We start from the raw sequence: 26,102 nt of genomic DNA, 5'->3' as shown, positions 1-26,102 counted from the left end.
CAAGTACGTCCAGTACGAAGCCGACTCGGGCGCACGCCCAGCCGGGCGCCCAACGCCGCGCGCTGATCTGCCAAGATCCGCCGGACAGGCCCTAGACGTCGGGCAGGGCGGCCAGCAGCCGGTCGATCTCCTCGGGGGAGTTGTAGGCGTGCAGGCTGACCCGGACCGAGGTGTCGGTCTCGCCGGCGCGGGCCTGGCAGTGGCCGTCGGCGCGGACCATCAGGCCGTGGCTGGCGAGGACGAAGCCGAGGTCGTTGGAGGGGATCGCGCGGTGTCGGAAGGTGACGATGGCCTCGCGGCGCTGCACCGGGGAGTCGGCGGCCAGGCTCTGTCCGCAGCCGAGCACCTGGTAGGCGTCGGAGCCGCTCAGGCCGTCGGTGAGGCGGGTGGCCAGGGCGGTGGTCCAGCGTCGGATGCGGTCGGTGCCGGCGGCGTCGAGCCAGTCCAGGGCGGCCTCCAGGCCGGCGATCCCGCAGGTGTTGGGGGTGCCGCTCCAGCCGCCGGGGCGGAACTCCGGGCCGCGGGTGTTGCGGGCCCAGACGGCGCCGGTGCCGGGCAGGGCGAGTGCCTTGTGGCCGGAGAAGACCACGAAGTCGACGTCGAGGCGGCCGACGTCCACCGGCAGGTGGCCGACGCTCTGTGCCGCGTCCAGGCAGATCGGTACGTCGGGGCCGACGGCGGCCCGGATCCGGTGGACGTTCATGTCGGCGCCGTACACGTGGTGGACGTGGGTGGCGGCGACGAAGGCCGTCCGCTCGGTGACGAGTCCGGGCAGCGCCCGGTGGTCGTAGTCGTGCGAGGCCGGGTCGTACGGGAGTTCGCGAACCCGGACGCGGACGCCGCGGTCGGCGAGCAGGTGCTGCGCCTCCAGCCAGGGCAGGGCGTTGGCCTGGTGGTCGGCGAAGGGCACGATGATCTCGTCGCCGTCCCGCAGGTGCCGGGGGAGCCAGTCCCGGGCCACCGTGCGCAGGCCCTCGGTGGTGCCGCTGACGAAGTGCACTCCGGAGGGCTGCCCGGGTGCCGGGTCGCCGAGGAAGGCGGCGACCCGGGTGCGGGTGCGTTCGACCAGCGTGGTGGTGGCGTTGGCCCAGGTGTAGGTGCCGCGCCCGGCGTTGGCGTTGGCGGTGGTCAGGTAGTGGTGAACGGCGTCGAGCACCGCCCGCGGCTTCTGGGCGGTGGCCGCGCTGTCCAGGTAGGCCTGCTCGGGGGCGCCGGTGATGATCGGGAACTGCTTGCGCAACTCCCGGTGCCAGCCGTCCAGTTCGTCGAGGGTGCTCATGCGCGGCCTCCGTTCAGTCCCGGACCAGCGGCGCGCCCGCGTCGCGCCAGCCGATGATGCCGCCCGCCAGGCTGCGGGCGTCCTGGTGCCCCATCCGGGTGAGCAGTGCGGCGTACCGGACCGACTTCTCGCCGACCGGACAGGCCAGCAGGACGGGCCGGCGGGTGCCGAACGGCATTCCCCCGTGCAGGAGTTCGTCGAACAGCTCGTCGACGATGTTGACCGAGCCCTCGATGTGCAGCGCGGCGTAGGCGAAGGGGCCGCGCAGGTCGACCACCAGCGGGTGCTCCTCGGCGATCCACTCGCGGGCGGCGTCCACGTCGACGGCCCGGGCGGCGGCGAGTTCGGCCTCGGTCAGGGTGCCCACCGAGTTCGGCCGGGCGGGCCGGTGGAACAGCTCGGGGCGGCGGTCGCGGACGTAGCCGAGGTAGCTCTCGACCCGGTCGCAGACGATGAACACGGCCGTCCGGCGCTCCTCGGTGCCCGCCAACTCGGCGTCCAGGGAGCGGAGGTGGCGCAGCGCGCCGTAGTAGGCGCCGCCGCCGGTGGGGCCGGCCAGCAGGCCGCAGCGGCGGATCAGGGTGAGCATGCCGTCGATGGCCTGCTCGGCGGTCACCGAGGCGATGCTGTCGTAGGTGTCGGGGTCGAACAGGCCGACCTCGTGCACCTCGTCGATGGTGCGGATGCCGGGGATGAAGTCGGACTTGTGGGCGACCAGTCCGAGCACCTCGACCGCCGGGTTGTGGGCGCGCAGCACGGTCGCCACGCCGGTGGAGGAGCCGGCGGTGCCGACGCAGGCGATGAAGACGTCGGGGGCGCGGCCGTCGAGGTCGCGGACGATCTCCGGACCGGTGCCGGTGAGGTGGGCGTCGAGGTTGAGCGGGTTGAAGTACTGGTCGGTGTGGAGGTAGCCGGATTCGGCCGCGGAGAGCATCCGGTGGATGCGGGTGAGCGGGTCGTCGGCGTCGGTGGGGTCGAGGCACTCGGCCCGGCCGGGCAGTTCCTCGATCTCGGCGCCGAGCAGCAGCAGGAGGTCCTTGACCTCGGGGACCTTCATCCGGTTGGTGACGCTCTTGAACGGCAGGCCGTGCATGCCGGCGATCAGCGCGAGCGCCTTGGCGGTGTTGCCGCTGGAGAGTTCCACGACGGTGTCGCCGCGCGCGACGGCGGCGGGGAGCGCCTCGCGGGTCATGTTCCAGGCGGCGCGGTCCTTGACCGAGCCGAAGGGGTTGAGCAGTTCGAGCTTGGCGTACAGGTCGATGCTGCGCAGGCCGGTCACGGCCGGGTCGATCCGGACCAGCGGGGTGTCGCCGATCGCGTCGGTGATGCTGTCGTACCTCATGCGCGTCCGTCCCCCTGGGGTGTCGCGGGCCCCGCGGTGTCGAGGGGCCAGTACTGCTCGTCGAGGCGCCAGTGCCAGGCGCCGTCCTGGCGGTAGGCGGCGACCTTGCGCGCGACGGGCTGCCGGATCGGTCCGCCGGCGTTGAAGTCCATCAGGTAGCCCGCGGTGTTGGCGAAGGCGAGCAGGTCGCCGGGGGCGGGGAGGCGGGGGAGGTGGACCACCCGACGGGTGATCAGGTCGGCCTCCAGGCAGAGGTTGCCGAGCAGGTGGACGCCGACGGACCCGTCCGGGGTGGCCGGGGTGGCGGGGGCGCCGGAGCGCGGGATCAGCACCGGGTCCATCAGCACCCCGTGGTCCTCCAGGCCGGCGTCCCGGGCGTTCATCTCCAGCCGCACCAGCTGCTCGGCGCCCGGCCCCCGTCGCACCTCCAGGACGCGGGCGAGGGTGGCCCCGCACTGGTCGACCAGGGCCCGGCCGGGTTCGACGGCCAGGTCGTACATGTTCTCCAGCAGCAGGGTGGCCAGCGGTCGGCCGAGGGTGGGTGCGGGGTGGGAGAGCAGTTCGTCCAGGTATGCCTCGGCGACGACCGGGCGGTGCGCGGGGTACAGGCCCAGCGTGCCGCGCAGGGTGCCGGACTCGTTGCGGAGCCCGTAGCCGTGCCCCTGCCAGGTGAGCGGGGGCCGTCGGCCCAGGACGGCGTCGGTCAGTGCGGTGGTGTACCGCTCCCACTGGGCGGCGTCGGCCAGGTAGTTGACGCCGAAGCCGCCGCCGATGTCGATGGTGCGGGGGTGCAGGCCGCGGCGGTGGCACTCGTCCATGATCCGGATGCAGGCTTCCAGGGCGACGGCCTTCTCGCCGATACCGGTGGTGTCCAAGTGGTAGGCGACGCCGGTGAGTTCGACGGTGTCGCGGTGGCGTTCGAGGGCGTCCAGCAGTGCGTCGAGCTCGTCGGCCGGGACGCCGAAGCGGCTCGGCCGGGTGAGGACGGTGACGCCGGGCGAGTGGAAGCCGGAGAGCCGGGGCATGACGGGCACCCGGGGGAGGGCGTGCTTGCGCACCAGGTCGGCCAGCTCGTCGAGTTCGGCCAGGGTGTCCAGGTGGACGGTGGCGCCGGTGCGGGCGGCCAGCCAGAGGAACTCGCGGGTCTTCGGGCCGGTGGCCAGGATCCGCTCGGGGGCGCAGCCGGCGCCGAGGGCGTGCTGGAGCTCGCCGAGCGAGGCGACGTCGAGCCCGGCGTCGGCGGCGGCGTCCGCGGCGGCGAGCCGCCGGACGAGGGCGCTGGAGCGGTTGGCCTTGTGGGCGAAGTGGATCCGCCCGGTGAGCCGGTGCTTGCGGTAGACGGACCGGAAGCGGGCCAGGTTGTCGGCGAGCTGTTCGGGCAGCAGCAGGTTGAGCGGTGACCCGAGTGCGTCGACCAGGGTGTGCAGGAGGTCGGTGGTGTCCAGGAGGGATCGGAGCCGGGGCTCCAGCCGTGGTTCCAGGTACAGCGGTGAGGGCCGCATGGTGGTCAGCCTCCCGTCGGTGGTCCGGGGTGAGGGGCACACGGCTCGCCGACGGGCTGCCCAGGCCGGTCGACGACCGAGGCAAACGGTAACTGTTTTCAGTTTGAATCAACAGCGGTTTCTGTCACGCCATAGCAAAGACTGTGCCCAGATGAAAGTACTCAATCCGTTTGTGACAGAAGGAAGTTGGGTCAGGGACCAATTCCGGTCAGCGCAGCGCCACCAGGACGGAGCTGGCGCCGTACTGCCAGACCGACCCGGCCTGGCGGAAGCCCGCCAGTCGCAGCAGTGCGGCGTGCTGGGCGGCGGACAGGCCGTTGCCCTCGCCCTCGCTGGGCGGCAGCTGCCGCTCGCGGGCCGCCAGCAGTTCGGCGAACTCCGGGATCCGGCGGGCGGCGTCCCACCACTGCGACCAGTCCTCGGCGCCGCCCACGCCCCGGCGCTGGGAGCGGCGCCGGCCGATCGCCAGTGCCAGTTCGGCGAGGGAGGGCTCCTCGGGGATCAGGTGGTCGCCGTTGACCAGGACGGCGCCGGGCCGCAGCGCGCCCGCGAGGTCGCGGTAGATCCGGAGCAGTGCCTCCGGCGGCGGGTAGTGCAGCGCGGTGGAGGAGAGCACGGCGTCCAGCGGGCGGTCGAGTCCGAGGTCCTCGATCCAGCCGGGGCGCCCGATCAGGGTCTCCACCCAGCGGGTCACCCGGGGGTGTCCGGCCCGGCCGAGCGCGAGCAGCAGCGGGTCGATGTCGACGGCGACGACCTCGGCGTGCGGCAGCCGTTCGGCGACCCGCGCGGACAGCGAGCCGGGACCGCTGCCGAGGTCCGCGATCAGCGGACGGGTGCGGTGGCCGACGACCTGCTCCACCACGTCGACCATGACGGTGAACCGCTCCTCGCGCTCCACCGCGTACCGCTCCTGCTGGCGCTCCCAGCGTTCCAGCCAGGCCCCGGCCAGGGTCGCGTCCACCGGCATCCCGACTCCCGCTGTGTCCGTGCGCATTCGAGCTCCCCGTGCGATGCCAATGTGTGTCATGTTCATACGGATTGGCAACGGAACCGGCCGGTGCGATCCACTGCCCGCACCGTAATGATATCCGTTTTCATCTGAGGGGCGTGCCACGGGCCTGCCGCGAGCCTGCGGCGGGCCCGCCACGGGAATCCGCGAAGCACCAGGGCCGGGCCGGGCCGGAGCGCAGCAGCGCCCCACCCCGGCCCTTCCGGCGGGTCTACCGCCCGGCGGACTGGTCCGCGACGGCGCGCACGGCCGCGCCCGCCCAGGCGCGGTTGCCGAGCAGCGTCTTGACGTCCGAGGCGAGCCCGTTGTCGGGGTTCACCCGGAAGCCCAGCTCGTACAGGGTGTTCTTGTCCCAGTTGGTGGTGAGCAGCCGGATCGGGACGTCCCCGGGGTGGGCCTGGAGGGCGAGCTTGAGCTCGGCGACGACCTCGGGCGTGATCCGGGAGGCCGGGACGGTGATCTGGACCGGCGGCTTGGTGCCGAGCTCGGCGGAGGAGACGTCGAGGGTGGCGATCTCCTGGCCGAAGATGCTCAGCGAGCCGTCGCGCTCGTTGAGGCGGCCGCGGACCGAGATGACGTTGTCCTCGATCATCTGCTCGGCCATCAGGTTGTAGGTGGCCGGGAAGAACAGCACCTCGACCGAGCCGTCGCGGTCGGACAGGGTGATGATCGCCCAGGCGTTGCCCGCCTTGTTGATCCGCCGGTCCACGCCGGTGATCAGCCCGGAGAGCCGGACCTCGCCCTCGGAGCGGCCGGAGCCGAGGAGCTCGGCGATCGAGGTGTCGCGGTTCTGGGAGAGGATGTGCTCGGCGCCGTCCAGCGGGTGGCTGGAGACGTACAGGCCGAGCATCTCGCGCTCCAGGGCGAGGAGCTGGCGCCGGGGCCACTCGTTCTCGGTGAGCTGGAAGTCCAGTCCGATGGCGGGTCCGCCGCCGTCACCGGTGTCGAGGGCGCCGAACAGGTCGTCCTGCCCGATGGCCTGCTGCTTCTTCAACCCGGTGACGGCGTCGATGGCGCTCTCGTGGACGCTGCTGAGCGAGAGCCGGCTGTGCCCGAGCGAGTCGAAGGCGCCGGCCTTGATCAGCGAGTCGATGGTGCGCTTGTTGCAGACCACCAGCTCGACCTTGTCCAGGAAGTCGGCGAAGGAGGTGTACTTGCCCTTCTCGTCGCGGGTCCCGACCAGGGACTCGATCACCGGCACGCCGACGTTGCGCACGGCCTTGAGGCCGAAGCGGACGTCGCTGCCGACGGCGGTGAAGTCGACCACCGACTCGTTGACGTCGGGGGAGAGGATCTTGATGCCCATCTGCCGGCACTCGGCCAGGTAGACGGCCATCTTGTCCTTGTCGTCGGCGACCGAGGTGAGCAGCGCCGCCATGTACTCGGCCGGGTAGTTGGCCTTGAGGTAGGCGGTCTGGTACGAGACCAGGCCGTACGCGGCGGAGTGCGATTTGTTGAACGCGTAGCCGGCGAACGGGACCAGGACGTCCCACACCGCCTGGATCGCCTCGTCGGAGTAGCCGCGCTCCTTGCAGCCCGCGTGGAAGGGGACGAACTCCTTCTCCAGCACCTCCTTCTTCTTCTTGCCCATCGCGCGGCGCAGCAGGTCTGCCTGTCCGAGCGAGTAGCCGGCCAGCACCTGGGCGGCTCGCTGCACCTGCTCCTGGTAGACGATCAGGCCGTAGGTGGGGCCGAGGACGTCCTTGAGCGGTTCCTCCAGCTCGGGGTGGATCGGGATGATCTCCTGCTGGGCGTTCTTGCGCAGCGCGTAGTTGGTGTGCGAGTTCATGCCCATCGGGCCGGGCCGGTACAGCGCGGAGACGGCGGAGATGTCGGCGAACTCGGTGGGCTTCATCAGCTTGAGCAGGGCGCGCATGGGGCCGCCGTCGAGCTGGAACACGCCCAGGGTGTCGCCGCGGGCGAGCAGCTGGTACGTGGTGGGGTCGTCGATCGGGATCTTCTCGATGTCGACGTCGACGCCCCGGTTGGCCTTCACGATCTTGATGCAGTGGTCGATGATGCCCAGGTTCCGCAGACCCAGGAAGTCCATCTTGATCAGGCCCATGGCTTCGCACGACGGGTAGTCGAAGCCGGTGATGATCACGCCGTCCTTGTCCCGCATGTGCAGCGGGATCAGGTCGAGCAGCGGGGTCGAGGAGAGGATGACGGCCGCGGCGTGCACGCCGGTGCCGCGGATCAGGCCCTCGATGCCGCGCCCGGTGTCGATGATCTTCTTGACGTCGGGCTCGTTCTGGTACAGCGCCCGGATCTCGGTGCCCTCGTTGTACCGGGAGTGCTTCTCGTCGAACAGGTCGGCCAGCGGCACGCCCTTGCCCATGACGTCCGGCGGCATCGCCTTGGTGATCCGGTCGCCCATCGCGAAGGGGTAGCCGAGGATCCGGTTGGCGTCCTTCACGGCCGCCTTGGCCTTGATGGTGCCGAAGGTGTTCACCTGGGCCGTGTACGCGGCGCCGTACTTCTCGGTCACGTAGCGGACCATCTGGTCGCGCTGGCGGTCGTCGAAGTCGATGTCGACGTCCGGGGGGTTGATGCGCTCGGGGTTGAGGAAGCGCTCGAACAGCAGGTCGTGCTCCAGCGGGTCCAGCTGGGTGATGCCGGTGAGGTAGGCGACCATCGAGCCGGCCGCCGAGCCACGGCCCGGGCCGACCGGGATGCCGTTGTCCCGGCCGTACTGGCAGATGTCGGCGACCACGAGGAAGTAGGCGTCGAACCCCATCGGGGTGATGACGCCCATCTCCAGCTCGATCCGGTCCAGTACCTCCTGGCTCGGGCTGTCGCCGTACCGGTGCTGGAGCCCGACCTCGATCTTCTTGCGCAGGAAGGAGGCCTGGGTCTCGCCCTCGGGCACGTCGAACTGGGGCATCCGGTCGACGTAGGTGAAGACCTCGTCGTACGACTCGATCCGCTCGGCGATCGCGAGGGTGTTGTCGCAGGCCTCCGGCAGCTCGCGGAAGAGCTCGCGCATCTCCTCGGCGGTCTTCACGTAGTAGCCCGAGCCGTTGAACTTGAAGCGGTTCGGGTCGTCCTTGTTCTTGCCCACGCCGACGCAGAGCAGGCTGTCGTGGGCGTCCGCCTGGTCGGCGGTCACGTAGTGGGAGTCGTTGGTGGCCAGCAGCGGGATGTTCAGGTCCTTGGCCAGGCGCAGGAGGTCCTCGCGGACGTCCTTCTCGATGGAGAGGCCGTGGTCCATCAGCTCCAGGAAGTAGTTCTCCTTGCCGAAGATGTCCTGGTAGGCGCCGGCCGCCTTGACCGCCTCGTCGTACTGCCCGAGCCGCAGCCGGGTCTGCACCTCACCGGAGGGGCAGCCGGTGGTGGCGATGATGCCGGTGGCGTTGGCGGCGATCAGCTCGCGGTCCATCCGGGGCTTCATGTAGTAGCCCTCCATCGACGCGAGCGAGGAGAGCTTGAAGAGGTTCCGCAGGCCGGTGGCGTTCTGCGCCCACATGGTCATGTGGGTGTAGCGGCCGCCGCCGGAGACGTCCTTGCCGCCTTCGCCGTCGGAGCCGGTGGGACGCTGGCCGCCGGGCGACCAGAACACCTGCTTCTTGAGGAAGCGGGACGCCGGGGCGACGTAGGCCTCGATGCCGATGATCGGCTTCACCCCGGTCTTGGCGGCGGAGTGGAAGAACTCGTACGCGCCGAACATGTTGCCGTGGTCGCTCATCGCGATGGCGGGCATGCCCTGTCTCTCCGCCTCGGCGAACAGCTTTCCGTTCTTCGCCGCCCCGTCCAGCATCGAGTACTCGGTGTGGACGTGCAGGTGCGCGAAGCTGTCGGACACGGCGCTTTGCTCCTCGGTGGACCGGGGGGTACGGAAGCGGTCCACGTTAGCGGGTCGCCCCGGGGAGTGCGGCATTCCGGGGTCTGGGCCGACGGACTCCGACGAGATCCTCCCGCCGCCTTGACAACCGCTCCCGCCGTCGGGGTGCGCCGACGGCGGAAGCCGTGCGGTCAGGCGGTCGGGGTGGCCTCGGGGAGGGCGGGGATCTCGGTGACGCTCGCCAGCACGTGGGTGTGCGGGTGCCCGTCGAAGTCGGCCCGGGTGAGCTCCCCGGTCAGCACCCCGACGACCACGCCGGCCCCGGCGTTGCGGCCGGCCTCGACGTCGACCACGGTGTCCCCGGCGGTCAGCACCCGGCGGGTGTCGATCACCCCGGTCTTCTCCATCGCCCGGTGGATCATGTGCGGGGCCGGGCGGCCGCGCGGGACCTCGTCGGAGGTGACGACGGCGTCCAGGTTGCCGCCCTCGCCGGTGGACCAGCCGAGCGACTCCAGCAGCGGGTAGGCGACGTCGTCGCTGAACCCGGTGGTCAGCGCGACCTTGATGCCGCGGCGGCGCAGCTCGGCCAGGGCCTCCTCGACGCCCTCGATGGCCTGCGGGGGGTTGGCGCGGTAGGCCTCGCGCAGGAACTCCGCGAAGGCCGCGTAGCTCTCCTCGACCAGCTCCGGGGTGGGGGTGCCGCCGCCGATGCGGACCAGGGCGGCGATGGCCTCGCGCTTGTCGGTGCCCATCCAGGTCTGGAGGTCGGCGTCGGCGACCGCCACCCCGTTGCGTTCGACGGCGGTGCGCAGCGCGCGGTACACGGCGCCGGACTCGTTGACGGTGGTACCGGCCATGTCCAGGGCGGCGAGCTCGATCACGGTGTTCAGTCCTCTTCGGTGCGGTAGCGGCCGATCACGGTTCGGCCTTCGACGGTGTTCTCGACGGTGAAGGTGGCCATCGCGGGCAGGTAGCGGTCGTCGGCGTCCTCCAGCGGGACGCCCCGGCCGGAGGTGGTGAGCCGGCGCACCCGCAGCAGCGGGTCCCCGGTGGCGATCCGGAGGAGCTCGGCGTCGCGCGGCCCGGCGGCGACGGCGTCGATGGTGTGCCGGGCGTGGTGCAGGTCGACCTCGCGGCGCAGCAGCTCCTGGTAGACCGAGCCGGTGTCCGGGTCGAAGTCGAACAGGATGCGGCCGACCTCGTGGACGAAGGTGGAGCGTTCGAGCATGGCCGGGACGCCGTCCAGCAGGCGCAGCCGGACGAGTTCGACCACCGGCTCGCCCTCGGCGAGGCCGAGCCGGGCGGCCGCCTCCGGGGCGGCCCGGCGGCGGGCCACCTCCAGGGTGTGCTGCCCGGGCTCGCGGCCGATGCTGCGGGCCCACTGGGTGAAGGACAGGAAGGTGCCGAAGGGCTGGGAGGGCGCGGTGCGGTGGGCGACGGGCGGTTTGCCGCGTCCGCCGACCAGGCTGCCCGCGCTCCGCAGCATGGCCAGGGCCTGGCGGACCGGGCCGCGGGAGGTGCCGAACTCGGCGCAGAGCTGCGACTCGCTGGGCACCGGCTCGCCCTCGGGCCACTCGCCGGACTCGATGCGGCGCAGGAACTCCGCGCCGAGCCGTTGGTGGAGGGGGAGGTCCTCACTTGTCTTCACAAGTCGACTATGACACCCGGGGCCGGAACTTCTCAAGGCCGGTCCACCTGCGGATTCTCCTGTTCATCCAAGTGGGCCCGAAGATCGTCCGCCGGGTGAACAGGGGGTGACTTGTACATACATCTCTTGACTCCGGCGCTCGTCGGCCGCTTGGCTGGGGACCATGAGCAGCAGCACCGCATCCGTAACCACCCCCGCCGTCTCCCCCTCGCGCGACACCGCCGGCGCGCCCGGCCCCAGCGACGTGGTGATCGTCGGCGCCGGCATCGTCGGCCTGGCCCACGCCTTCGAGGCGCTCCGCAACGGGCTGTCCGTCACCGTCGTGGAGCGCGACCGGCAGCCGGTCGGCGCCTCGGTCCGCAACTTCGGCCACTGCTGCATCACCGCCCAGGACGGCGCACTGCTCGGACTGGCCCGGCGCTCCCGCTCCGGCTGGCTGCGCGCCGCCGCGGCGGCCGGCTTCTGGGCCGAGGAGGCCGGCGCCCTGGTGGTGGCCCGGTCGGAGACCGAGGCGGCCGTGCTGGCCGAGCTGCACGCCGACCGCGGCGGCGACGACGTACGGCTGCGCACCGCCGCGCAGACGGCCGAGGCGCTCGGCCGCGCGGGCGGCGAGGCCGGCGACCTGGTCGGCGGCGCGCTGCTGCCCGCCGACCTGCGGGTCAACCCGCGCGAGGCCGCGCCCGCCCTGGCCCGCTGGGTCGCCGAGCACCCGCGGGGCCGGGTGCTGTGGGGCACCGCCGTCACCGGCGTGGAGTCCGGCGCCGTGCACACCACCCGCGGCCCGGTGCGCGGCGACCGGATCCTGGTCTGCGTCGGCCACGACCTCGACTACCTGTTCCCCGACATCGCCGAGGACCACGAGATCCAGCGCTGCCGCCTGAGCATGGCGCGGGCCGAGGCACCGGCCGGGTTCCGCACCAACGCGGCGGTACTGACCGCCACCTCGATGCTGCGCTACGACGCCTTCACCGCCCAGCCGTCGGCCGGCCCGCTGCGCGCGGAGGTCCTCGGCCACAGCGCGGAGCTGGTGGGCATCGGCGCCAATGTGATGTTCACCCGGCTGCCGGACGGCACCGTGCTGGTCGGCGACTCGCACCACTACGACGCCACCACCCCGCCGTTCGTCGACGAGCGCACCCACGAGCTGCTGATCGCCGCCGTCGCCCGGGTGCTGGGCGTGCCGGACCTGCGGATCCTGGAGCGCTGGCAGGGCGTCTACGCCAGCAGTGCGCGCGGCCCGCTGCTGGTGCGCGACCTGGCCCCGGGCGTGCGGGCGATCACCGTCACCTCGGGCGTCGGGATGACCCTCTCCTTCGGCCTGGCGGCCGCCACCTTCGACGGCACCCTGGCCGCGACCGACTGAGCCCACGGGCCCGGACGGCCGTCCGGCCGGGCCCGTTGAGGGGCCCGGCCGGTGAGTGCTCCGGGCGCGTGCCCGGCGCGGCTCAGAACGCCGAGTGGGCGAACCAGTGCGCCAGCAGCTCCTCGTCCCCGGCGAGCTCGATCCCGGCGGCGGTGCGGTCCAGGCGCCCGTACAGGAGCAGCAGCAGCTCGGCGGCGCCCGCCCGGACGGTGGCGTCGGCGGCCGCCTCGGAGCCGTCGGGGTCGGCGTCCGCCAGGCCGAAGCCGTCGGGGCGCAGCCGGACCAGCCAGTCGCCCTCGCCGTCGGTGCGGGTGAAGCGGATGGTCCGGTCCTCGGCGCGCAGCTCGGCCGTCCCGGGGGCGAAGAGGGTGGCGAAGGGCAGGTTGGTCAGGAACTCGGCCACGCCGTCGGCGGCGAGGGCCGGGTCGATCTCGGGTGCCAGGCCGAGTGCGGTCTCGGCGTCGACGCGGTGGACCAGGGTCTCGAAGAGCATCCGCCGCACCCAGAACCGGGCGTGCTGGTCCGCGCCCCAGGCCCACATCGGCTCGTCGAGCCCGCCCTCGGCGAAGGCGGCGGCGGACTCCCGGGCGGACTCGGCCAGCCAGGCCGGGTACTGGTCCACGCCCTCGGGCAGCCGCAGGTCGACGTCCCGGCTGCGCGGCGGCTCCTGGATCCGCTGCCGGAGCAGGACGGTGAACCAGCGGTGCACGCTGCCGGTGTGGCGGACGAGGTCGGCGAGCGTCCAGCCGGGGCAGCCGGGCACCGGGAGGGCCGGGTCGGCGTCCTGGACGGCGGTGACGAAGCGGGCGGTCTCGGCGGCGACGGCAGCGCCGTGGTCCTGCGGGGTCATGAGGGCTGTCTCCAGTGCTACGGATGTCGCGGCGCCCCGGGTCGGACTGCGCCCGATGGCTTGCGCTGTCAATTTTTCACCAGCTGAAACAATCGCCACGACGCTAGGCCTGAAAGGTTGAGCTTGTCAAGTAACTCTGCGGAGGCGCCGAGAGGCCGTAGCGCCGCGGTGACCGGGCCCGGCAGGGGTCGTTGAGCAGGGGCCGGACGTCCCCGCGAGAAAGCGTGCAGCCACGTGCCCCAGCCCTTCGAACTCCCCGCCTTCTACCTGCCGTACCCCGCCCGCCTCAACCCCCGACTGGAGGAGGCGCGCGAGCACTCCCGGCAGTGGGCCCGGCAGATGGGCATGCTGGAGGGCTCGGGCATCTGGGAGCAGCGGGACCTCGACGCCCACGACTACCCGCTGCTGTGCGCCTACACCCACCCGGACTGCGACGGGCCCGAACTCTCGCTGATCACCGACTGGTACGTCTGGGTGTTCTTCTTCGACGGCCACTTCCTGGAGACCTTCAAGCGCACCCAGGACCGGGCCGGCGGCAAGGCCTACCTGGACCGGCTGCCCGCCTTCATGCCGCTGAACCTCCCCTTCTCGATGCCCGAGCCGCGGAACCCGGTCGAGGCGGGCCTCGCCGACCTCTGGCTGCGCACCGTCCCCGGCACCTCGCGGGAGTGGCGCGAACGCTTCGCGCTGAGCACCGAGCACCTGCTCGACGAGTCGATCTGGGAGCTGTCGAACATCGACATCGGCCGGATCCCCAACCCGGTCGAGTACATCGAGATGCGCCGCAAGGTGGGCGGCGCGCCCTGGTCCGCCGGGCTGGTGGAGCACGCGGCGGGTGCCGAGGTCCCGGCGTCGGTCGCCGGCACCCGGCCGCTGCGGGTGCTCCGGGACGCCTTCTCGGACGCGGTGCACCTGCGCAACGACCTGTTCTCCTACCAGCGCGAGACCGAGGAGGAGGGCGAACTGAGCAACGGCGTCCTGGTGCTGGAGACCTTCCTCGACATCTCCACCCAGGAGGCGGCCGACCGGGTCAACGACCTGCTGACCTCCCGGCTCCAGCAGTTCGAGGACACCGCGCTCACCGAACTGCCCCCGCTGTTCGCCGACCACGGCCTCGGCCCGGAGGAGGCGGCCCGGGTGCTCGCGTACGTCAAGGGACTGCAGGACTGGCAGTCCGGCGGGCACGAGTGGCACCTGCGGTCCAGCCGCTACATGAACGGCGGGGGCGTGAACGGCGGGGGCGTGAACGGCTTCGGCCCGCAGGGGAGTTCGGTGCTCCCGCTGGGCGGCCTCGGCACCTCGGCGATGGACCTCGAGCGGCTGGGGGCCGCGACCGGCGCGCAGCGCGTACGGAACTTCTCCTTCGTCCCGCACCGGCGCACCGGGCCGTCCCTGGTGCCCGCACTCCGGTCCCCGGGCGAGGTACGGGCCAGCCCGCACCTGGCGCAGGCCCGACAGGCGTCGCTGGAGTGGGCCGAACGGATGGGCATGCTCGCCCCCGGACCGCGCACCGGCGGCCGGCCGGTCTGGAGCGAACGGACCCTCGCCCGCGCCGACTTCGGCCTGCTGGGCGCCCTCACCCTGCCGGACCTCGGCGCCGAGCAGCTGGCCGCCGCCGTCGGCTTCATCACCTGGGGCTGCTACGGCGACGACCACTTCGACGCCGCCTACGGGCAGCCGCGCGACCTGGCCGGGGCCAAACTGGCCGCCGCCCGCCTGCTGGCGCTCACCGCACCGGGCCAGGCCGCACCCGTCGCCCCCGCGGACGCGCTGGAGCGCGGGCTCGCCGACCTCTGGTCCCGGCTCGCCGAGCACCTGCCGCCCGCCGCGCAGGACACCGTCCGAGGCGTCCTGACGGACCTGCTGGAGGGCTGGGTGACGGAGGTCGCCAACCTGGCCCACCACCGCATCCCCGACCCGGTCGACTTCCTGGAGGTGCGTCGGCAGACCGTCGGCGGGGAGTTCTTCACCACGATCCCCGGTCTGCTGCGCGGTGAGGCGCTCCCGCCCGAGGTCCGGGCCAGCGGCACGATGCGGGCCGTGGAACTCGCGGCGGTCGACCACTCCGCCCTGGTCAACGACCTGTACTCGTACCAGCGGGAGATCGAGTTCGAGGGCGACTTCCACAACTCCGCGCTGGTCGCGGAGCACTTCTTCGACTGCGGCTACCGGGAGGCGGCGCACGTCGTCGCCGACCTCGCGGAGGCCCGGCTGGACCAGTTCGAACACCTGGTGGCCGCCGAACTGCCCGTCCTCTGCGAGGACTTCCGGCTCGGTGCCGCCGCCCGGCAGGCCGTCGACGAGCACGTCCGCCACCTGCGGGCCTTCCTGGCCGGCAATCTGGACTGGCACGGCCGCAGCGGCCGCTTCACGGAGGCCGAACTGCGACGCCACCACGGCCACGAGCTGCGGGGGCCGACCGGCCTCGGCACCTCGGCCACCCGGCTCCCGCTGCCGGCCCGCTGATCCGGCGGCCGCCCGCACCGGGCGCCGGGCGCGGCTACCCGGCCGGTGCGGGACGCACGGTGAGGCCGGGCCGGCGGCGGTGGACGGTGAGGTAGACCAGGCCGTCCTCGCCCGCACCGACCGCCCGCCGCGCGCCGTGCGGCAGCCAGGCGGTGCAGCCGGGGGAGAGCAACTGCCGGCCGTTGGCCGTCTCCAGGTGGCCGCTGCCGTCGAGCACCTGGACGAGGACGTCGAGGTCCGGCTCCACATGGGCCGCGACCTCGGCGTTCGCCGGCAGGCGGACGATGTTGGCGTCGAGCTGGCGGCCCTCCTCCTGCAACCGCCACAGCGCCCCGCCGCGGTCGGCGGGGGCCCGGTGCAGCAGGGAGTCCAGGTGGGTGAGCACACCTGGTCCGGGGTGGGACGTCAACGCGGCCTCCTGCGGGCGAGCGGGGGTGAGGGGATCGGCCCGTGGATTCTACGGAGGATCACCGGGCGTCCCTCGCTCGGCGGCGAGCAGCCGGTCGAGGGCCGTGTCGACGTCCAGGTGGTGGGACTCCGCCCCGGCGGGCACCAGCGCGAAGCAGTCCGAGAGGAACGCCGTGACGAGGTCCTCCGGGGCGCTCACCACGGCCCGGCCGACCGGCCCCAGAAGGGTGATCAGCACCTCGCCCGCCGCCCCCGGGCGGATCCGCACGTCCCCGCTGCCGACCGGGCCGAGCCGCCCCTCGTTGAGCAGTTCGCGGCTGAAGTACCAGCACACCCGGGCGGCGTCGCCGGTGCACCGGCACGGGGTCAGCGGGAACGCCAGGCAGGCCGCGTACGGGAGGCTCGCGTCGAAGCGGAGCTCGGCCTCGACCGGGACGTCGGGCGCCGGGCCGTCGGGGAAGGTGACGGGCACCGGGCGGACGGTGGACAGCTGCATCGGTTCGGCCTCCTGCGATCGCGACCCGCCGGACCGGGGCGGCCCGCCGTACCCGGGGGCGCCTACCCGGTGCGCCGGCCGGCAGCGGGCGGGGGAGGAATCTGCACAATTCCCCCGCATCGCCGGGGCGTCGGGCATCCGTACGGGGCCCTCGCATTCACTCACACGGATGAAACGGTGGGCTGTCCGGCGTCCTCGGCGTAGCCGCGACCGGCCCGTGGCGGCGGAGGCTGGGAAGCGCGCCGCTCCCGCCGCCGCACCCCTCCCGAACGGAGCCCGTCCGTGACCAGCCCCCGGCCCCTCCAGGCAGCCGCCGCGCTGCTGCTCTCCGCCGCCCTCGCCGCCTGCTCCAGCTCCGGCAGCCCGTCGAACGGCAGCCCGTCGACCGGCACCACCTCGAACGGCGCGCCCTCGTCCGCGGTCACCAGCCCCGCGCAGGTCAGCAGCGCCGCCACCAGCCCGGCGCAGAGCAGCGGTGCCGCGACCACTCCCGCGCAGGGCAGCACCGGCGCCCTCCAGGTCATCATCAAGAACTTCGCCTTCTCCCCCGCGACCCTGACGGTGAAGGCCGGCCAGACCGTCACCGTGATGAACCAGGACTCCACCGCCCACACCCTGACGGCCTCCGACAAGTCCTTCGACACCGGGACGATCCAGCCCGGCGCCAGTGCCACCTTCACCGCCCCGCAGCAGACCGGCGACCACCCGTACATCTGCACCATCCACCCGTTCATGCACGGCACCCTCACCGTCGGCTGACCGGCCGTGGCCCCCCGCACGCACGCCCGCCCCCGCGACGGACGCCGGCCCGTCGAGCTCCTGCTGTGCCTGGTGGCCGTCGCCGGGCTCGCCGTGGACGCGGCCGTCCACGCCCGGCTCGCCGACCGGTACGACGCCATCGGCGACAGCATCACCCAGGGCACGCTGTTCCGGGCCGAGGCCGCCGCCGCCAGCCTCGCCGCGCTGCTCCTGCTGCTCGGGCGCCGCCGATCCGCCGTCCTGTTCGGCTGGCTGGTCGCGGCCTCCGGCCTCGGCGCCCTGCTGCTCTACCGCTACGTCGACGTCGGCACCCTCGGACCGCTGCCGAACATGTACGAGCCGATCTGGTTCGCCGACAAGACCCTGGCCGCCTGGGCCGAGGGCATCGCCACGGCGGCGCTCACCGCCCTGCTGCTGCTCGGCCTGCGCCGCCGCCGAGGCCAGGAACCCGCCTGAGCGGGAGCGGGCGCTCCCGGGCGGTGCCCCGCCGCTCGGGTGAACGGGCGGCGCGGCGGGGGCGACGGGCCCGGAGGCGGATCGGGCGGAGGCGATGATCGCCGGAATCCCCGGGCCCTCACCGTCGGAGGCGGACATGCGGATCCTGCTCCTCGCCAGCGCGTTCAACAGCCTCAGCCAGCGGCTGCACGCCGAACTGCGCGACCGCGGCCACCGCGTCGACGTCCAACTGGCGGGTGACGACGAGGAGTTGCTGGCGACGGTGGCCCGGCTGCGGCCGGATCTCGTGCTCGCGCCGATGCTCCGCAGCGCGATCCCGCGCACGCTCTGGGAGCAGCTCACCTGCCTGGTCGTCCACCCCGGCCCGCCGGGCGACCGCGGCCCGTCCTCGCTGGACCGGGCGGTCCAGGAGGGCCGCACCGCATGGGGCGTCACGGTGCTCCAGGCCGAGGCGGAGATGGACGCCGGACCGGTCTGGGCCTGGGCGCCCTGCCGGCTGCCGGAGCGCGGCAAGAGCGACCTCTACCGCAACGAGGTCGCCGACGCCGCCGTCACGGCCGCGCTGCTCGCCGTGGAACGCTTCGCCTCCGGAAGCCACGCCCCGCAGCCGCAGCACGGCCCCGGCTGGCACGGGACGGTGCGCACCCGGCCGCCGCTGCGCCAGGCGGAGCGCCGGATCGACTGGACGGCCGACCCCACCGAGGAGGTGCTGCGCCGGCTGCGCGCCGCGGACTCCCGCCCCGGGGTGCTGGACGTGCTGTGCGGCGCTGAGTGGTACCTGCACGGCGGCCACCGGGAGCCGCTGCTGCGCGGCCGCCCGGGCGAGCTGCTCGCCACCCGGGCCGGCGCGGTGTGCCGGGCTACCCCGGACGGCGCAGTGTGGCTCCCCGAACTGCGCCGCCGCCGCACGCCGGGCGGGCCCGCGACAATCAAGCTCCCGGCGGTGACGGCGCTCGGCGCCCTGCTGCCGCCCCTGCCGGAGCACCCGGCGCCGCTGACGGCGGACGAGGGCGAGCACCCGGGCTGGTCGGACTTGGGCTACCACGAGGACGGCCCGGTGGGCTTCCTGCGGTTCTCCTTCCCCGGCGGGGCGATGTCCGCCGAGCACTGCCGCCGACTGCTGGCCGCGTACCGCTTCGCGCTCGGCCGCCCGACCACGGTGCTGGTGCTCGGCGGCGGCCGGGACTTCTTCTCCAACGGCATCCACCTCAACGTGATCGAGGCCGCGCCGGACCCGGCCGCCGAGTCCTGGGCGAACATCACCGCGATGGACGACCTGGTCGCCGAGGTGCTCACCACCACCGACCGGCTGGTGGTCGCGGCCGTCGGCGGGAACGCCGCGGCCGGCGGGGTGATGCTGGCGCTGGCCGCCGACGAGGTGTGGTGCCGGGCCGGCTCGGTGCTCAACCCGCACTACCGGCTGATGGGGCTGCACGGCTCGGAGTACTGGACGTACACCCTGCCGCGCCGGGTGGGCGCGGCGCAGGCGGAGCGGCTGACCGGGCGGGCCCTGCCGGTGTCCGCCGCGGCCGCCGAGCGGATCGGCCTGGTCGACCGGGTGCTCGACGCCGGGCCGGAGGAGTTCGGGGCGCACACGGCCCGGCTGGCGGGGCTGCTGGCCGCCTCGCCGTCCGTCCACCGGCGGATCGCGGCGAAGAAGGCGGCGCGCGAGGCCGACGAGCGGACGAAGCCGCTGGAGGCGTACCGGGCGGAGGAGCTCGCGGTGATGCGCCGGCAGTTCTTCACACCCGAATCGCCGTACCACGTGCTGCGGTCCGCGTTCGTGCGCAAGCAGCCGGTGCCCGCCGGGCTCCGCGCCGAGCCGTGACCCGAACGGCCGCGCCCGGCTTGCGCGTGCCGGGCGGTCCCGCCGGGTCGGTGGACCGGCGGAAGGCCCGAAGCGTTGCTATGACTGGGTCCGAGCCATTTTCGTCCGGCTCCCATCCCCGAGGAGGCATCCTCATGGGTGCTGCAACAACCGACACCGACGTGGTGCACATTCTCTGGATCAACGCCGGCCTCAGCTGTGACGGGGACTCCGTCTCGCTGACCGCCGCGATGCAGCCGAGCATCGAGGAGATCGTCACCGGCGTGCTGCCCGGTCTGCCGAAGATCGCGGTGCACTGGCCGCTGATCGACTTCGAGTGCGGGCCGGTCCAGGGCGCCGACAACTTCGTCGAGTGGTTCTTCAAGGCCGACCGCGGCGAGCTCGAACCCTTCGTGCTGGTCGTCGAGGGGTCGATCCCCAACGAGAAGATCAAGAAGGAGGGTTACTGGTGCGGCTTCGGTGACGACCCCGCCACCGGCCAGCCCATCACCACCAGTGAGTGGCTGGACCGGCTCGCCTCCAAGGCGACCGCCGTGGTGGCGATCGGGACCTGCGCCACGTACGGCGGCATCCACGCGATGGCCGGCAACCCGACCGGCGCGATGGGCGTGCCGGACTACCTCGGCTGGGACTGGAAGTCCAAGGCCGGGCTGCCGATCGTCTGCGTGCCGGGCTGCCCGATCCAGCCCGACAACTTCGCCGAGACGCTCACCTACCTGCTGTACCAACTGGCGGGCTCGGCGCCGATGATCCCGCTGGACGACAAGCTGCGGCCCGCCTGGCTGTTCGGCGCCACCGTGCACGAGGGCTGCGACCGCGGCGGGTACTACGAGCAGGGCCAGTTCGCCACCGACTACGGCACCCCCGAGTGCCTGGTGCGGCTCGGCTGCTGGGGCCCCGTCGTCAAGTGCAACGTCACCAAGCGCGGCTGGATCAACGGCGTCGGCGGCTGCCCGAACGTCGGCGGCATCTGCATCGCCTGCACCATGCCGGGCTTCCCCGACAAGTTCATGCCCTTCATGGACCCGCCGCCCGGATCGCGCGTCTCGACGGGTGCCAGTGCCGCGTACGGCTCGCTGATCCGCCGGCTGCGCGCGATCACCCAGAAGACCGTCGACAAGGAACCGAAGTGGCGCCGTACCGGGCGTCACCTGACCACGGGCTACCGCCCGCCCTGGTGACGGGGGAGGGCCGCACACCCCCCGGTGTGCGGCCCGCGTCGGCCACCGCCCGGTCCGTCGAACCCCGCCGACCCCGCCGAACCCGTAGACCCCTAGACAAGGACACCCAGAGACGATGGCAACACCGATGACCAGGGCGGCCGGCGACGGCAGCGGCCTGACCGAGATGTCGTGGGACCCGATCACCCGGATCGTGGGCAGCCTGGGCATCCACACGAAGATCGACTTCAAGCAGAAGCGGGTCGCGGAGTGCTACAGCACCTCGTCGGTCTTCCGCGGCTACAGCGTCTTCATGCGCGGCAAGGACCCGCGCGACGCCCACTTCATCACCAGCCGGATCTGCGGGATCTGCGGCGACAACCACGCCACCTGCTCGGTCTACGCCCAGAACATGGCGTACGGCGTGAAGCCCCCGCGCCTGGGGGAGTGGATCATCAACCTCGGCGAGGCGGCCGAGTACATGTTCGACCACAACATCTTCCAGGAGAACCTGGTCGGGGTCGACTACTGCGAGAAGATGGTCCGCGAGACCAACCCCGGCGTCCTGGAACTGGCCGAACGCACCGAGGCCCCGCACGCCGGCGACCACGGCTACAAGACCATCGCCGACATCATGCGCTCGCTCAACCCGATCGAGGGCGAGTTCTACCGCGAGGCGCTCCAGGTCAGCCGCTACACCCGGGAGATGTTCTGCCTGATGGAGGGCCGCCACGTGCACCCCTCCACGCTCTACCCGGGCGGCGTCGGCACCGTCGCCACCGTGCAGCTGTTCACCGACTACCTGACCCGGCTGATGCGCTACGTCGAGTTCATGAAGAAGGTCGTGCCGCTGCACGACGACCTCTTCGACTTCTTCTACCAGGCCCTGCCCGGCTACGAGGAGGTCGGCCGGCGCCGGGTGCTGCTCGGCTGCTGGGGCAGCCTCAACGACCCGGACCACTGCGACTTCACGTACCGCAACATGACGGACTGGGGGCGGCGGATGTTCGTCACCCCCGGCGTCGTGGTCGACGGCAAGCTGGTCACCAACGACCTCACCGAGATCAACCTCGGCATCCGGATCCTGCTCGGCAGCTCCTACTACGAGGACTGGCAGGGCAAGGAACTGTTCGTCACCCACGACCCGCTGGGCAACCCCGTCGACCCCCGGCACCCGTGGAACCAGCACACCATCCCGCAGCCGCAGAAGCGCAACTTCGACGACAAGTACAGCTGGGTGATGTCCCCGCGCTGGTTCGACGGCAAGGAGCACCTCGCCCTCGACACCGGCGGCGGCCCGATCGCCCGGCTGTGGTCCACCGCGCTGTCCGGCCTGGTCGACATCGGCTACATCAAGGCCACCGGCCACAGCGTCCGGATCAACCTGCCCCGCTCGATGACCAAGCCCGAGGTCACCTTCGAGTGGAAGATCCCGCAGTGGAGCAACGCCATCGAGCGCAACCGCGCCCGCACCTACTTCCAGGCCTACGCGGCCGCCGCCGCCCTGCACTTCGCCGAGAAGGCGCTCGAAGAGGTCCGCGCCGGGCGCACCCAGACCTGGGAGCGCTTCGAGGTGCCGGACGAGTCGATCGGCTGCGGCTTCACCGAGGCCGTGCGCGGCGTGCTCTCGCACCACATGGTGATCCGCGACGGCAAGATCGCCAACTACCACCCGTACCCGCCCACCCCGTGGAACGCCAGCGTGCGCGACAGCTACGGCACCCCCGGCCCGTACGAGGACGCGGTGCAGAACACGCCGATCTTCGAGGAGAACTCCCCGGAGAACTTCAAGGGCATCGACATCATGCGCGCCGTGCGCAGCTTCGACCCCTGTCTGCCCTGCGGCGTGCACATGTACGTCGGCAACGGCCGCACCCTCAAGACCATGCACGTCCCCACCGGCCTGAGCGGGCTCACCGCATGACGGCCGAGCAGACCGGGCAGCGGATCCAGCAGGCCCTGGACGCCCTGGCCGGCAGCGACGCCGAACAGGCCGGCGAGCAACTCGTCCGCGAGCTCATGGAGTTCTACGGCGAGGGCCTGGCCCGACTGGTCCCCGCGCTGCCCCCGCCCGCCCTGGAACGGATGCTGGACGACCCGGCGGTGGCCGGACTGCTGCTCCTGCACGACCTCCACCCCGAGGACGTCACCGCCCGGATCGACCGGGCGCTCGCCAACCTGCCCGAGCGGATCGAGGTGCTCGGCTTCGCCCCGGAGACCGGCACCCTGCGGCTGCGCCGCACCGCCTCCGGGTGCGGCTGCGGCGAGCAGGAGGTGGAGGCCGCCCTCGCCTGCCACGCCCCCGAGGTGACGGCCCTGGACCTGGAGCGCGCCCCCCAGCTGCTCCAGATCGGCACTCGCCCGCCCCAGCCCGCGGAGGCGCGATGAACACCCGGAGGGTCTCCCGCGACGGGACCGCCCTGCTGCGCCGGCTGCGCGAGCCGGCGCCCCCGCGGCCCGAGCAGTGCGGCCTCTGCGGCCACGACCTGCCGCCCGGCCACCGCCACCTGGTGGACGTCGAGGAACGCTCCCTGGCCTGCACCTGCACCGCCTGCGGCCTGCTGTTCCAGCAGCACGGCGCGGCCGGCGGCCGCTACCGCACGATGCCGGACCGCTACCTGCACGATCCGGACGGCGCGGTGGACGAGCGGGTCTGGTCGGTGCTCGGCGTCCCGGTCGGCACCGTCTTCCTGTTCCGCAACGCCGTGCTGGACCGGTTGCTCGCCTTCTACCCCGGCCCGGCCGGCGCCACCGAGAGCGAGGTCGACGAGGAGGCCTGGCAGCGCGCCCTCGGCAGCAGCCGGCTGGCCGCCGCCCTGGAACCGGACGTCGAGGCGCTGCTGCTGCGCCGCACCGACGGCCGGGTCGCCTGCTACCTGGTGCCGATCGACGTCTGCTACGAGCTGGTCGGCCGGCTCCGCCGGTGCTGGCACGGCTTCGACGGCGGCGCCGAGGCCCGGGCCGAACTCGACGCCTTCTTCGGCCGGTTGGCCCTCCGGGCCCGCCCGTTGACCGCGGCGGTGACGGCATGACGAAGCTCGGCTTCGCCTGCACCGGCGTGCGCTCCGACCCGTACGCGGCCGGGCCCACGTTGGTGTTCCGGCTGCGGATCACCGGGCCCGCCGACACCCGGGTGCACGCCCTCGCCCTGCAGTGCCAGCTGCGGATCGAACCCGCCCGCCGGCCCTACGGCGAGGCCGAGGGGGAGCGGCTGGGCGACCTGTTCGGGGAGCGGGAGCGCTGGGGGAGCACGCTCAACCCGATCCAGTTCGCCACCGTGCCGCTGCTGGTGCCCGGCTTCACCGGCGAGACCGAGGCCGACCTCGTGGTGCCGTGCAGCTACGACCTGGAGGTCGCCTGCGCCCGGTACTTCCGGGCCCTGGAGGGCGGTGAGGTGCCGCTGCTGCTGCTCTTCTCCGGCACCGCGTTCGCCGGCCCCGGCGGGTTCCAGGTCACCCCGGTGCCCTGGGACCAGGAGGCCCGGGTGCGGATGCCGGCCCGGGTCTGGCGGGAGGCCGTCGACCAGCACTTCCCCGGCTGCGGCTGGCTGCGACTGCCGGAGGACCTGATGGACGAGCTGCTGGCGCACCGCTCCCGGCGGGCGCTGCCCTCCTGGGAGGCGACGGTGCGCGACCTGCTCGCCACCGCGGCGGTGCGGGAGGGAGTCCGGTGAGCGGGTTCACGGTCGAGCTCCCCGAGGGGATCGAGCGCGGCTTCGCGGGCGCCCGGCAGATCGCCGACGCGGTGCTGCTGGAGGGCTACGTGCTCTACCCGTACCGCGCGTCCGCCGCCAAGAACCAACTGCGCTGGCAGTTCGGCGTGCTGGTGCCGCCCGAGTACACCCGGCAGGGCGGCGAGCACTCGCACCAGCGCACCGAGTGCGTCACGGAGGCGCGGCAGGGCGACCGGCTCGCGGTCGAGCTGCGGTTCCTGCGGGTCCAGCGGCGCACCGTCGAACGGGCCACCGACGGCGGCGGGTTCGAGCCGGTGGAACGGCTGGAGCTGGCCGACCGGGTGCTGGTCGAATGGGACGAGGGCGTCGAAGAGCGGATCGAACTGCTGGTGTCCGTCGAGGAGTTGACCGGTGCCGGGGTGCAGCGCGACTTCCGACTGCCGGGCGTCGGCTCCACCGAGCTGGTGCACGAGCACGGCAGCGCCGTCGGCCGGCTGGTGCGGCGGCGCGAACAGGTCGACGGGCTGGTCCGGTTGCGGATGAAGGAACTGCCCGGCCCGTACCGGGCGCAGCGGCTGACCGCCGAGGTGGAGAACGTCTCCGCCTGGACACCGCGCCGCAAGGCCGGGCGGGAGGAGGCGCTGGCGCGCTCGCTGGTCTCCGCCCACCTGCTGCTCGGGCTGGAGCACGGCCGCTTCGTCTCGGTCACCGACCCGCCCGAGTGGGCCCGCCCGGCCGTCGAGCGGTGCCGCAACGACCGCACCTGGCCGGTGCTGGCCGGACCGGACGGCGGGTACCAGGTGATGCTCTCCTCGCCGATCATCCTGGAGGACCACCCGCGGATCGCCCCGGAGAGCCTCGGCACCCTCTACGACGCCACCGAGATCGACGAGATCCTGGCGCTGCGCACGGCGGCGCTGACCGAGGACGAGAAGCGCGAGGCCCGGGGCACCGACGACCGGGCCGGGGCGGTGATCGACCTCGCCGAGTCCATGCCGCCCGAGGTGCTGGAACGGCTGCACGGCGCCGTCCGCGGCCTGCGCGAGATCACCGGCTCCGGGACGGACTCCGAACAGCCCTGGTGGGACCCCGGCAACGATCCGGCGGTCGACCCCGAGCGGGACAAGGTGCTGGTCGACGGCCGGCAGGTCGGCGCGGGCAGCCGGGTGCTGCTGCGGCCCGGGCGGCGGCGCACCGACGCCCAGGACCTCTTCCTGGACGGGCGCACCGCCCTCGTGGAAGCCGTGCTGCACGACGTCGACGGCTCGGTGCACCTCGCCGTCACGGTCGAGGACGACCCGGGCGCCGACCTGTGGCGGGCCCAGGGGCGGTTCCGCTACTTCCAGCCGGACGAGGTCACCCCGCTGGAGGAGTCGTGAGCGGCGGCGCGGTGCTGGTCGCCGGGGTCGGCAACATCTTCCTCGGCGACGACGGGTTCGGCGTGGAGGCCGTCCGGCGGCTGGCCGGCGTCGAGCTGCCGGACGGCGTCGAGGCGGTCGACGTCGGGGTGCGCGGCGTCGACCTCGCGTACCGGCTGCTCGACGGCTACCGGACGGCCGTGCTGGTGGACGCCACCTGCCGGGGCGGCCCGCCCGGCACCCTCTACCTCATCGAGGCGGCCGCCGAGCCGCTGGAGGCGCCCGCCCTGGACGGGCACCGGATGGGACCGGACGCCGTGCTCGGGCTGCTCGCCACGCTGGCCGCCGGCACCGGGGCCGAACCGCCCGGGCGGGTGCTGGTGGTCGGGTGCGAGCCGGCCTCGCTGGAGGAGGGCATCGGGCTGAGCGAGCCGGTGGCCTCCGCCGTGGACGGGGCCGTCCGGATGGTGCTGGCGGCCGTCGAGGAGGCGGTGCGGGCGGATGCGTCAAGTCCGGACCCGGTGAGTGCGGAGTCCGAGAGGAGGACAACACCATGCTGAGGAAACTGTTCTGCGCGGCCCTGCTGGCGGGGATCGGCGCACTGGTCTGGCAGAGCCTGCCGGACCTCAAGCGGTACCTGAGGATCTCGCGGATGTGAGCCGCGGATTGCTGCGAACGGTGCAGCCCCGGACCGGGTGGCGGCGCGGCTTCGAGCCGTCGCCGC

23 protein-coding genes are annotated in these 26,102 nt (G+C 73.0%); 13 read left to right on the top strand and 10 right to left on the bottom strand.

What is annotated here, in order from left to right:
* Positions 1-91: 91 nt before the first annotated feature.
* The 7 genes from ACFXPX_RS29755 to ACFXPX_RS29725 all read right to left on the bottom strand — a co-directional run bounded on the left by ACFXPX_RS29755 (position 92) and on the right by ACFXPX_RS29725 (position 10,561).
* Complete coding sequence (locus ACFXPX_RS29755) at positions 92-1,279, bottom strand: aminotransferase class V-fold PLP-dependent enzyme (RefSeq protein ID WP_380644071.1); 1,188 nt, start codon at positions 1,277-1,279, stop codon at positions 92-94.
* A gap of 13 nt (positions 1,280-1,292) precedes the next feature.
* The gene (locus ACFXPX_RS29750) at positions 1,293-2,621 is read right to left on the bottom strand and encodes a pyridoxal-phosphate dependent enzyme (protein ID WP_380523682.1); all 1,329 of its coding nucleotides are present in this window, start codon (positions 2,619-2,621) and stop codon (positions 1,293-1,295) included.
* Positions 2,618-4,123 carry a Y4yA family PLP-dependent enzyme gene (locus ACFXPX_RS29745; RefSeq protein WP_380644070.1) on the bottom strand — a complete coding sequence of 502 codons (1,506 nt, stop codon included), beginning with the start codon at positions 4,121-4,123 and terminating at the stop codon, positions 2,618-2,620. Before ACFXPX_RS29745 ends, ACFXPX_RS29750 begins: the two co-directional genes overlap by 4 nt.
* A 208-nt stretch (positions 4,124-4,331) precedes the next feature.
* Complete coding sequence (locus ACFXPX_RS29740) at positions 4,332-5,117, bottom strand: class I SAM-dependent methyltransferase (protein ID WP_380644069.1); 786 nt, start codon at positions 5,115-5,117, stop codon at positions 4,332-4,334.
* 226 nt (positions 5,118-5,343) lie between these two features.
* On the bottom strand, positions 5,344-8,934 hold the full coding sequence (dnaE, locus tag ACFXPX_RS29735) for a DNA polymerase III subunit alpha (RefSeq protein ID WP_380523674.1): 3,591 nt from the start codon (positions 8,932-8,934) through the stop codon (positions 5,344-5,346).
* A 170-nt stretch (positions 8,935-9,104) separates the two neighbouring features.
* Positions 9,105-9,794, bottom strand: coding sequence for a phosphonatase-like hydrolase (locus ACFXPX_RS29730; RefSeq protein WP_380397693.1), 690 nt, complete (start codon positions 9,792-9,794; stop codon positions 9,105-9,107).
* A 5-nt stretch (positions 9,795-9,799) separates the two neighbouring features.
* On the bottom strand, positions 9,800-10,561 hold the full coding sequence (locus tag ACFXPX_RS29725) for a GntR family transcriptional regulator (protein WP_380523671.1): 762 nt from the start codon (positions 10,559-10,561) through the stop codon (positions 9,800-9,802).
* A gap of 163 nt (positions 10,562-10,724) precedes the next feature.
* Between ACFXPX_RS29725 and ACFXPX_RS29720 the strand changes: the two genes are divergently transcribed.
* A complete protein-coding gene (locus tag ACFXPX_RS29720) occupies positions 10,725-11,924 on the top strand; it encodes a TIGR03364 family FAD-dependent oxidoreductase (RefSeq protein ID WP_380593167.1) in 1,200 nt (399 codons plus the stop codon).
* A gap of 82 nt (positions 11,925-12,006) precedes the next feature.
* Here the strand turns inward: ACFXPX_RS29720 and ACFXPX_RS29715 are convergent, their stop codons facing one another.
* On the bottom strand, positions 12,007-12,774 hold the full coding sequence (locus ACFXPX_RS29715) for a maleylpyruvate isomerase family mycothiol-dependent enzyme (protein WP_380523667.1): 768 nt from the start codon (positions 12,772-12,774) through the stop codon (positions 12,007-12,009).
* A 234-nt stretch (positions 12,775-13,008) separates the two neighbouring features.
* Between ACFXPX_RS29715 and ACFXPX_RS29710 the strand changes: the two genes are divergently transcribed.
* Entirely contained in the window at positions 13,009-15,240 is a 2,232-nt protein-coding gene (locus ACFXPX_RS29710) for a germacradienol/geosmin synthase (RefSeq protein ID WP_380644068.1), read from the top strand.
* Positions 15,241-15,274: 34 nt separating this feature from the next.
* On the opposite strand, the gene ACFXPX_RS29705 is transcribed toward ACFXPX_RS29710, so the two are convergent.
* Positions 15,275-15,649, bottom strand: coding sequence for a cupin domain-containing protein (locus ACFXPX_RS29705; protein ID WP_380593169.1), 375 nt, complete (start codon positions 15,647-15,649; stop codon positions 15,275-15,277).
* Positions 15,650-15,697: 48 nt separating this feature from the next.
* A complete protein-coding gene (locus tag ACFXPX_RS29700; RefSeq protein ID WP_380644067.1) occupies positions 15,698-16,144 on the bottom strand; it encodes an SsgA family sporulation/cell division regulator in 447 nt (148 codons plus the stop codon).
* A 282-nt stretch (positions 16,145-16,426) separates the two neighbouring features.
* Between ACFXPX_RS29700 and ACFXPX_RS29695 the strand changes: the two genes are divergently transcribed.
* The 11 genes from ACFXPX_RS29695 (at position 16,427) to ACFXPX_RS29645 (ending at position 26,036) form a co-directional block, all read left to right on the top strand.
* Entirely contained in the window at positions 16,427-16,903 is a 477-nt protein-coding gene (locus ACFXPX_RS29695) for a cupredoxin domain-containing protein (protein ID WP_380523659.1), read from the top strand.
* 6 nt (positions 16,904-16,909) lie between these two features.
* On the top strand, positions 16,910-17,359 hold the full coding sequence (locus tag ACFXPX_RS29690; protein WP_380523657.1) for a hypothetical protein: 450 nt from the start codon (positions 16,910-16,912) through the stop codon (positions 17,357-17,359).
* A gap of 136 nt (positions 17,360-17,495) precedes the next feature.
* Positions 17,496-19,187: an enoyl-CoA hydratase-related protein gene (locus tag ACFXPX_RS29685; protein WP_380644066.1), complete on the top strand. Its 1,692-nt coding sequence runs from the start codon at positions 17,496-17,498 to the stop codon at positions 19,185-19,187.
* A gap of 134 nt (positions 19,188-19,321) precedes the next feature.
* Positions 19,322-20,368: a hydrogenase expression protein HypE gene (locus ACFXPX_RS29680; protein WP_380644065.1), complete on the top strand. Its 1,047-nt coding sequence runs from the start codon at positions 19,322-19,324 to the stop codon at positions 20,366-20,368.
* 115 nt (positions 20,369-20,483) lie between these two features.
* Entirely contained in the window at positions 20,484-22,271 is a 1,788-nt protein-coding gene (locus ACFXPX_RS29675) for a nickel-dependent hydrogenase large subunit (protein ID WP_380593173.1), read from the top strand.
* A complete protein-coding gene (locus ACFXPX_RS29670; RefSeq protein ID WP_380397714.1) occupies positions 22,268-22,735 on the top strand; it encodes a thioredoxin in 468 nt (155 codons plus the stop codon). The genes ACFXPX_RS29675 and ACFXPX_RS29670 overlap by 4 nt, the downstream gene beginning before the upstream one ends.
* On the top strand, positions 22,732-23,379 hold the full coding sequence (locus tag ACFXPX_RS29665) for a DUF5947 family protein (protein WP_380644064.1): 648 nt from the start codon (positions 22,732-22,734) through the stop codon (positions 23,377-23,379). Before ACFXPX_RS29670 ends, ACFXPX_RS29665 begins: the two co-directional genes overlap by 4 nt.
* Positions 23,376-24,020, top strand: a complete 645-nt coding sequence (locus ACFXPX_RS29660; RefSeq protein WP_380644063.1) for a DUF6084 family protein — start codon at positions 23,376-23,378, stop codon at positions 24,018-24,020. The genes ACFXPX_RS29665 and ACFXPX_RS29660 overlap by 4 nt, the downstream gene beginning before the upstream one ends.
* Positions 24,017-25,399 carry a hypothetical protein gene (locus ACFXPX_RS29655; RefSeq protein ID WP_380644062.1) on the top strand — a complete coding sequence of 461 codons (1,383 nt, stop codon included), beginning with the start codon at positions 24,017-24,019 and terminating at the stop codon, positions 25,397-25,399. The genes ACFXPX_RS29660 and ACFXPX_RS29655 overlap by 4 nt, the downstream gene beginning before the upstream one ends.
* Entirely contained in the window at positions 25,396-25,938 is a 543-nt protein-coding gene (locus tag ACFXPX_RS29650; protein WP_380523641.1) for a hydrogenase maturation protease, read from the top strand. The genes ACFXPX_RS29655 and ACFXPX_RS29650 overlap by 4 nt, the downstream gene beginning before the upstream one ends.
* Positions 25,932-26,036: a DUF6893 family small protein gene (locus tag ACFXPX_RS29645; RefSeq protein ID WP_380397724.1), complete on the top strand. Its 105-nt coding sequence runs from the start codon at positions 25,932-25,934 to the stop codon at positions 26,034-26,036. The genes ACFXPX_RS29650 and ACFXPX_RS29645 overlap by 7 nt, the downstream gene beginning before the upstream one ends.
* Positions 26,037-26,102 lie beyond the last annotated feature (66 nt).

Origin of the sequence: Kitasatospora sp. NPDC059146, assembly GCF_042786665.1 — a bacterium.
Taxonomy (GTDB): domain Bacteria; phylum Actinomycetota; class Actinomycetes; order Streptomycetales; family Streptomycetaceae; genus Kitasatospora.
This window is presented reverse-complemented; position numbering and strand designations above follow the sequence as displayed.

Bases quoted from the DNA above. Each gene is read 5' to 3' on its own strand.
- ACFXPX_RS29680 (WP_380644065.1), top strand. From the start codon at position 19,322: ATGGGTGCTGCAACAACCGACACCGACGTGGTGCACATTCTCTGGATC.
- ACFXPX_RS29755 (WP_380644071.1), bottom strand. From the start codon at position 1,279: ATGAGCACCCTCGACGAACTGGACGGCTGGCACCGGGAGTTGCGCAAG.
- ACFXPX_RS29715 (WP_380523667.1), bottom strand. From the start codon at position 12,774: ATGACCCCGCAGGACCACGGCGCTGCCGTCGCCGCCGAGACCGCCCGC.
- ACFXPX_RS29675 (WP_380593173.1), top strand. From the start codon at position 20,484: ATGGCAACACCGATGACCAGGGCGGCCGGCGACGGCAGCGGCCTGACC.
- ACFXPX_RS29665 (WP_380644064.1), top strand. From the start codon at position 22,732: ATGAACACCCGGAGGGTCTCCCGCGACGGGACCGCCCTGCTGCGCCGG.
- ACFXPX_RS29660 (WP_380644063.1), top strand. From the start codon at position 23,376: ATGACGAAGCTCGGCTTCGCCTGCACCGGCGTGCGCTCCGACCCGTAC.
- ACFXPX_RS29700 (WP_380644067.1), bottom strand. From the start codon at position 16,144: ATGCAGCTGTCCACCGTCCGCCCGGTGCCCGTCACCTTCCCCGACGGC.
- ACFXPX_RS29720 (WP_380593167.1), top strand. From the start codon at position 10,725: ATGAGCAGCAGCACCGCATCCGTAACCACCCCCGCCGTCTCCCCCTCG.
- ACFXPX_RS29645 (WP_380397724.1), top strand. From the start codon at position 25,932: ATGCTGAGGAAACTGTTCTGCGCGGCCCTGCTGGCGGGGATCGGCGCA.
- ACFXPX_RS29750 (WP_380523682.1), bottom strand. From the start codon at position 2,621: ATGAGGTACGACAGCATCACCGACGCGATCGGCGACACCCCGCTGGTC.
- ACFXPX_RS29670 (WP_380397714.1), top strand. From the start codon at position 22,268: ATGACGGCCGAGCAGACCGGGCAGCGGATCCAGCAGGCCCTGGACGCC.
- ACFXPX_RS29685 (WP_380644066.1), top strand. From the start codon at position 17,496: ATGCGGATCCTGCTCCTCGCCAGCGCGTTCAACAGCCTCAGCCAGCGG.
- ACFXPX_RS29745 (WP_380644070.1), bottom strand. From the start codon at position 4,123: ATGCGGCCCTCACCGCTGTACCTGGAACCACGGCTGGAGCCCCGGCTC.
- ACFXPX_RS29740 (WP_380644069.1), bottom strand. From the start codon at position 5,117: ATGCGCACGGACACAGCGGGAGTCGGGATGCCGGTGGACGCGACCCTG.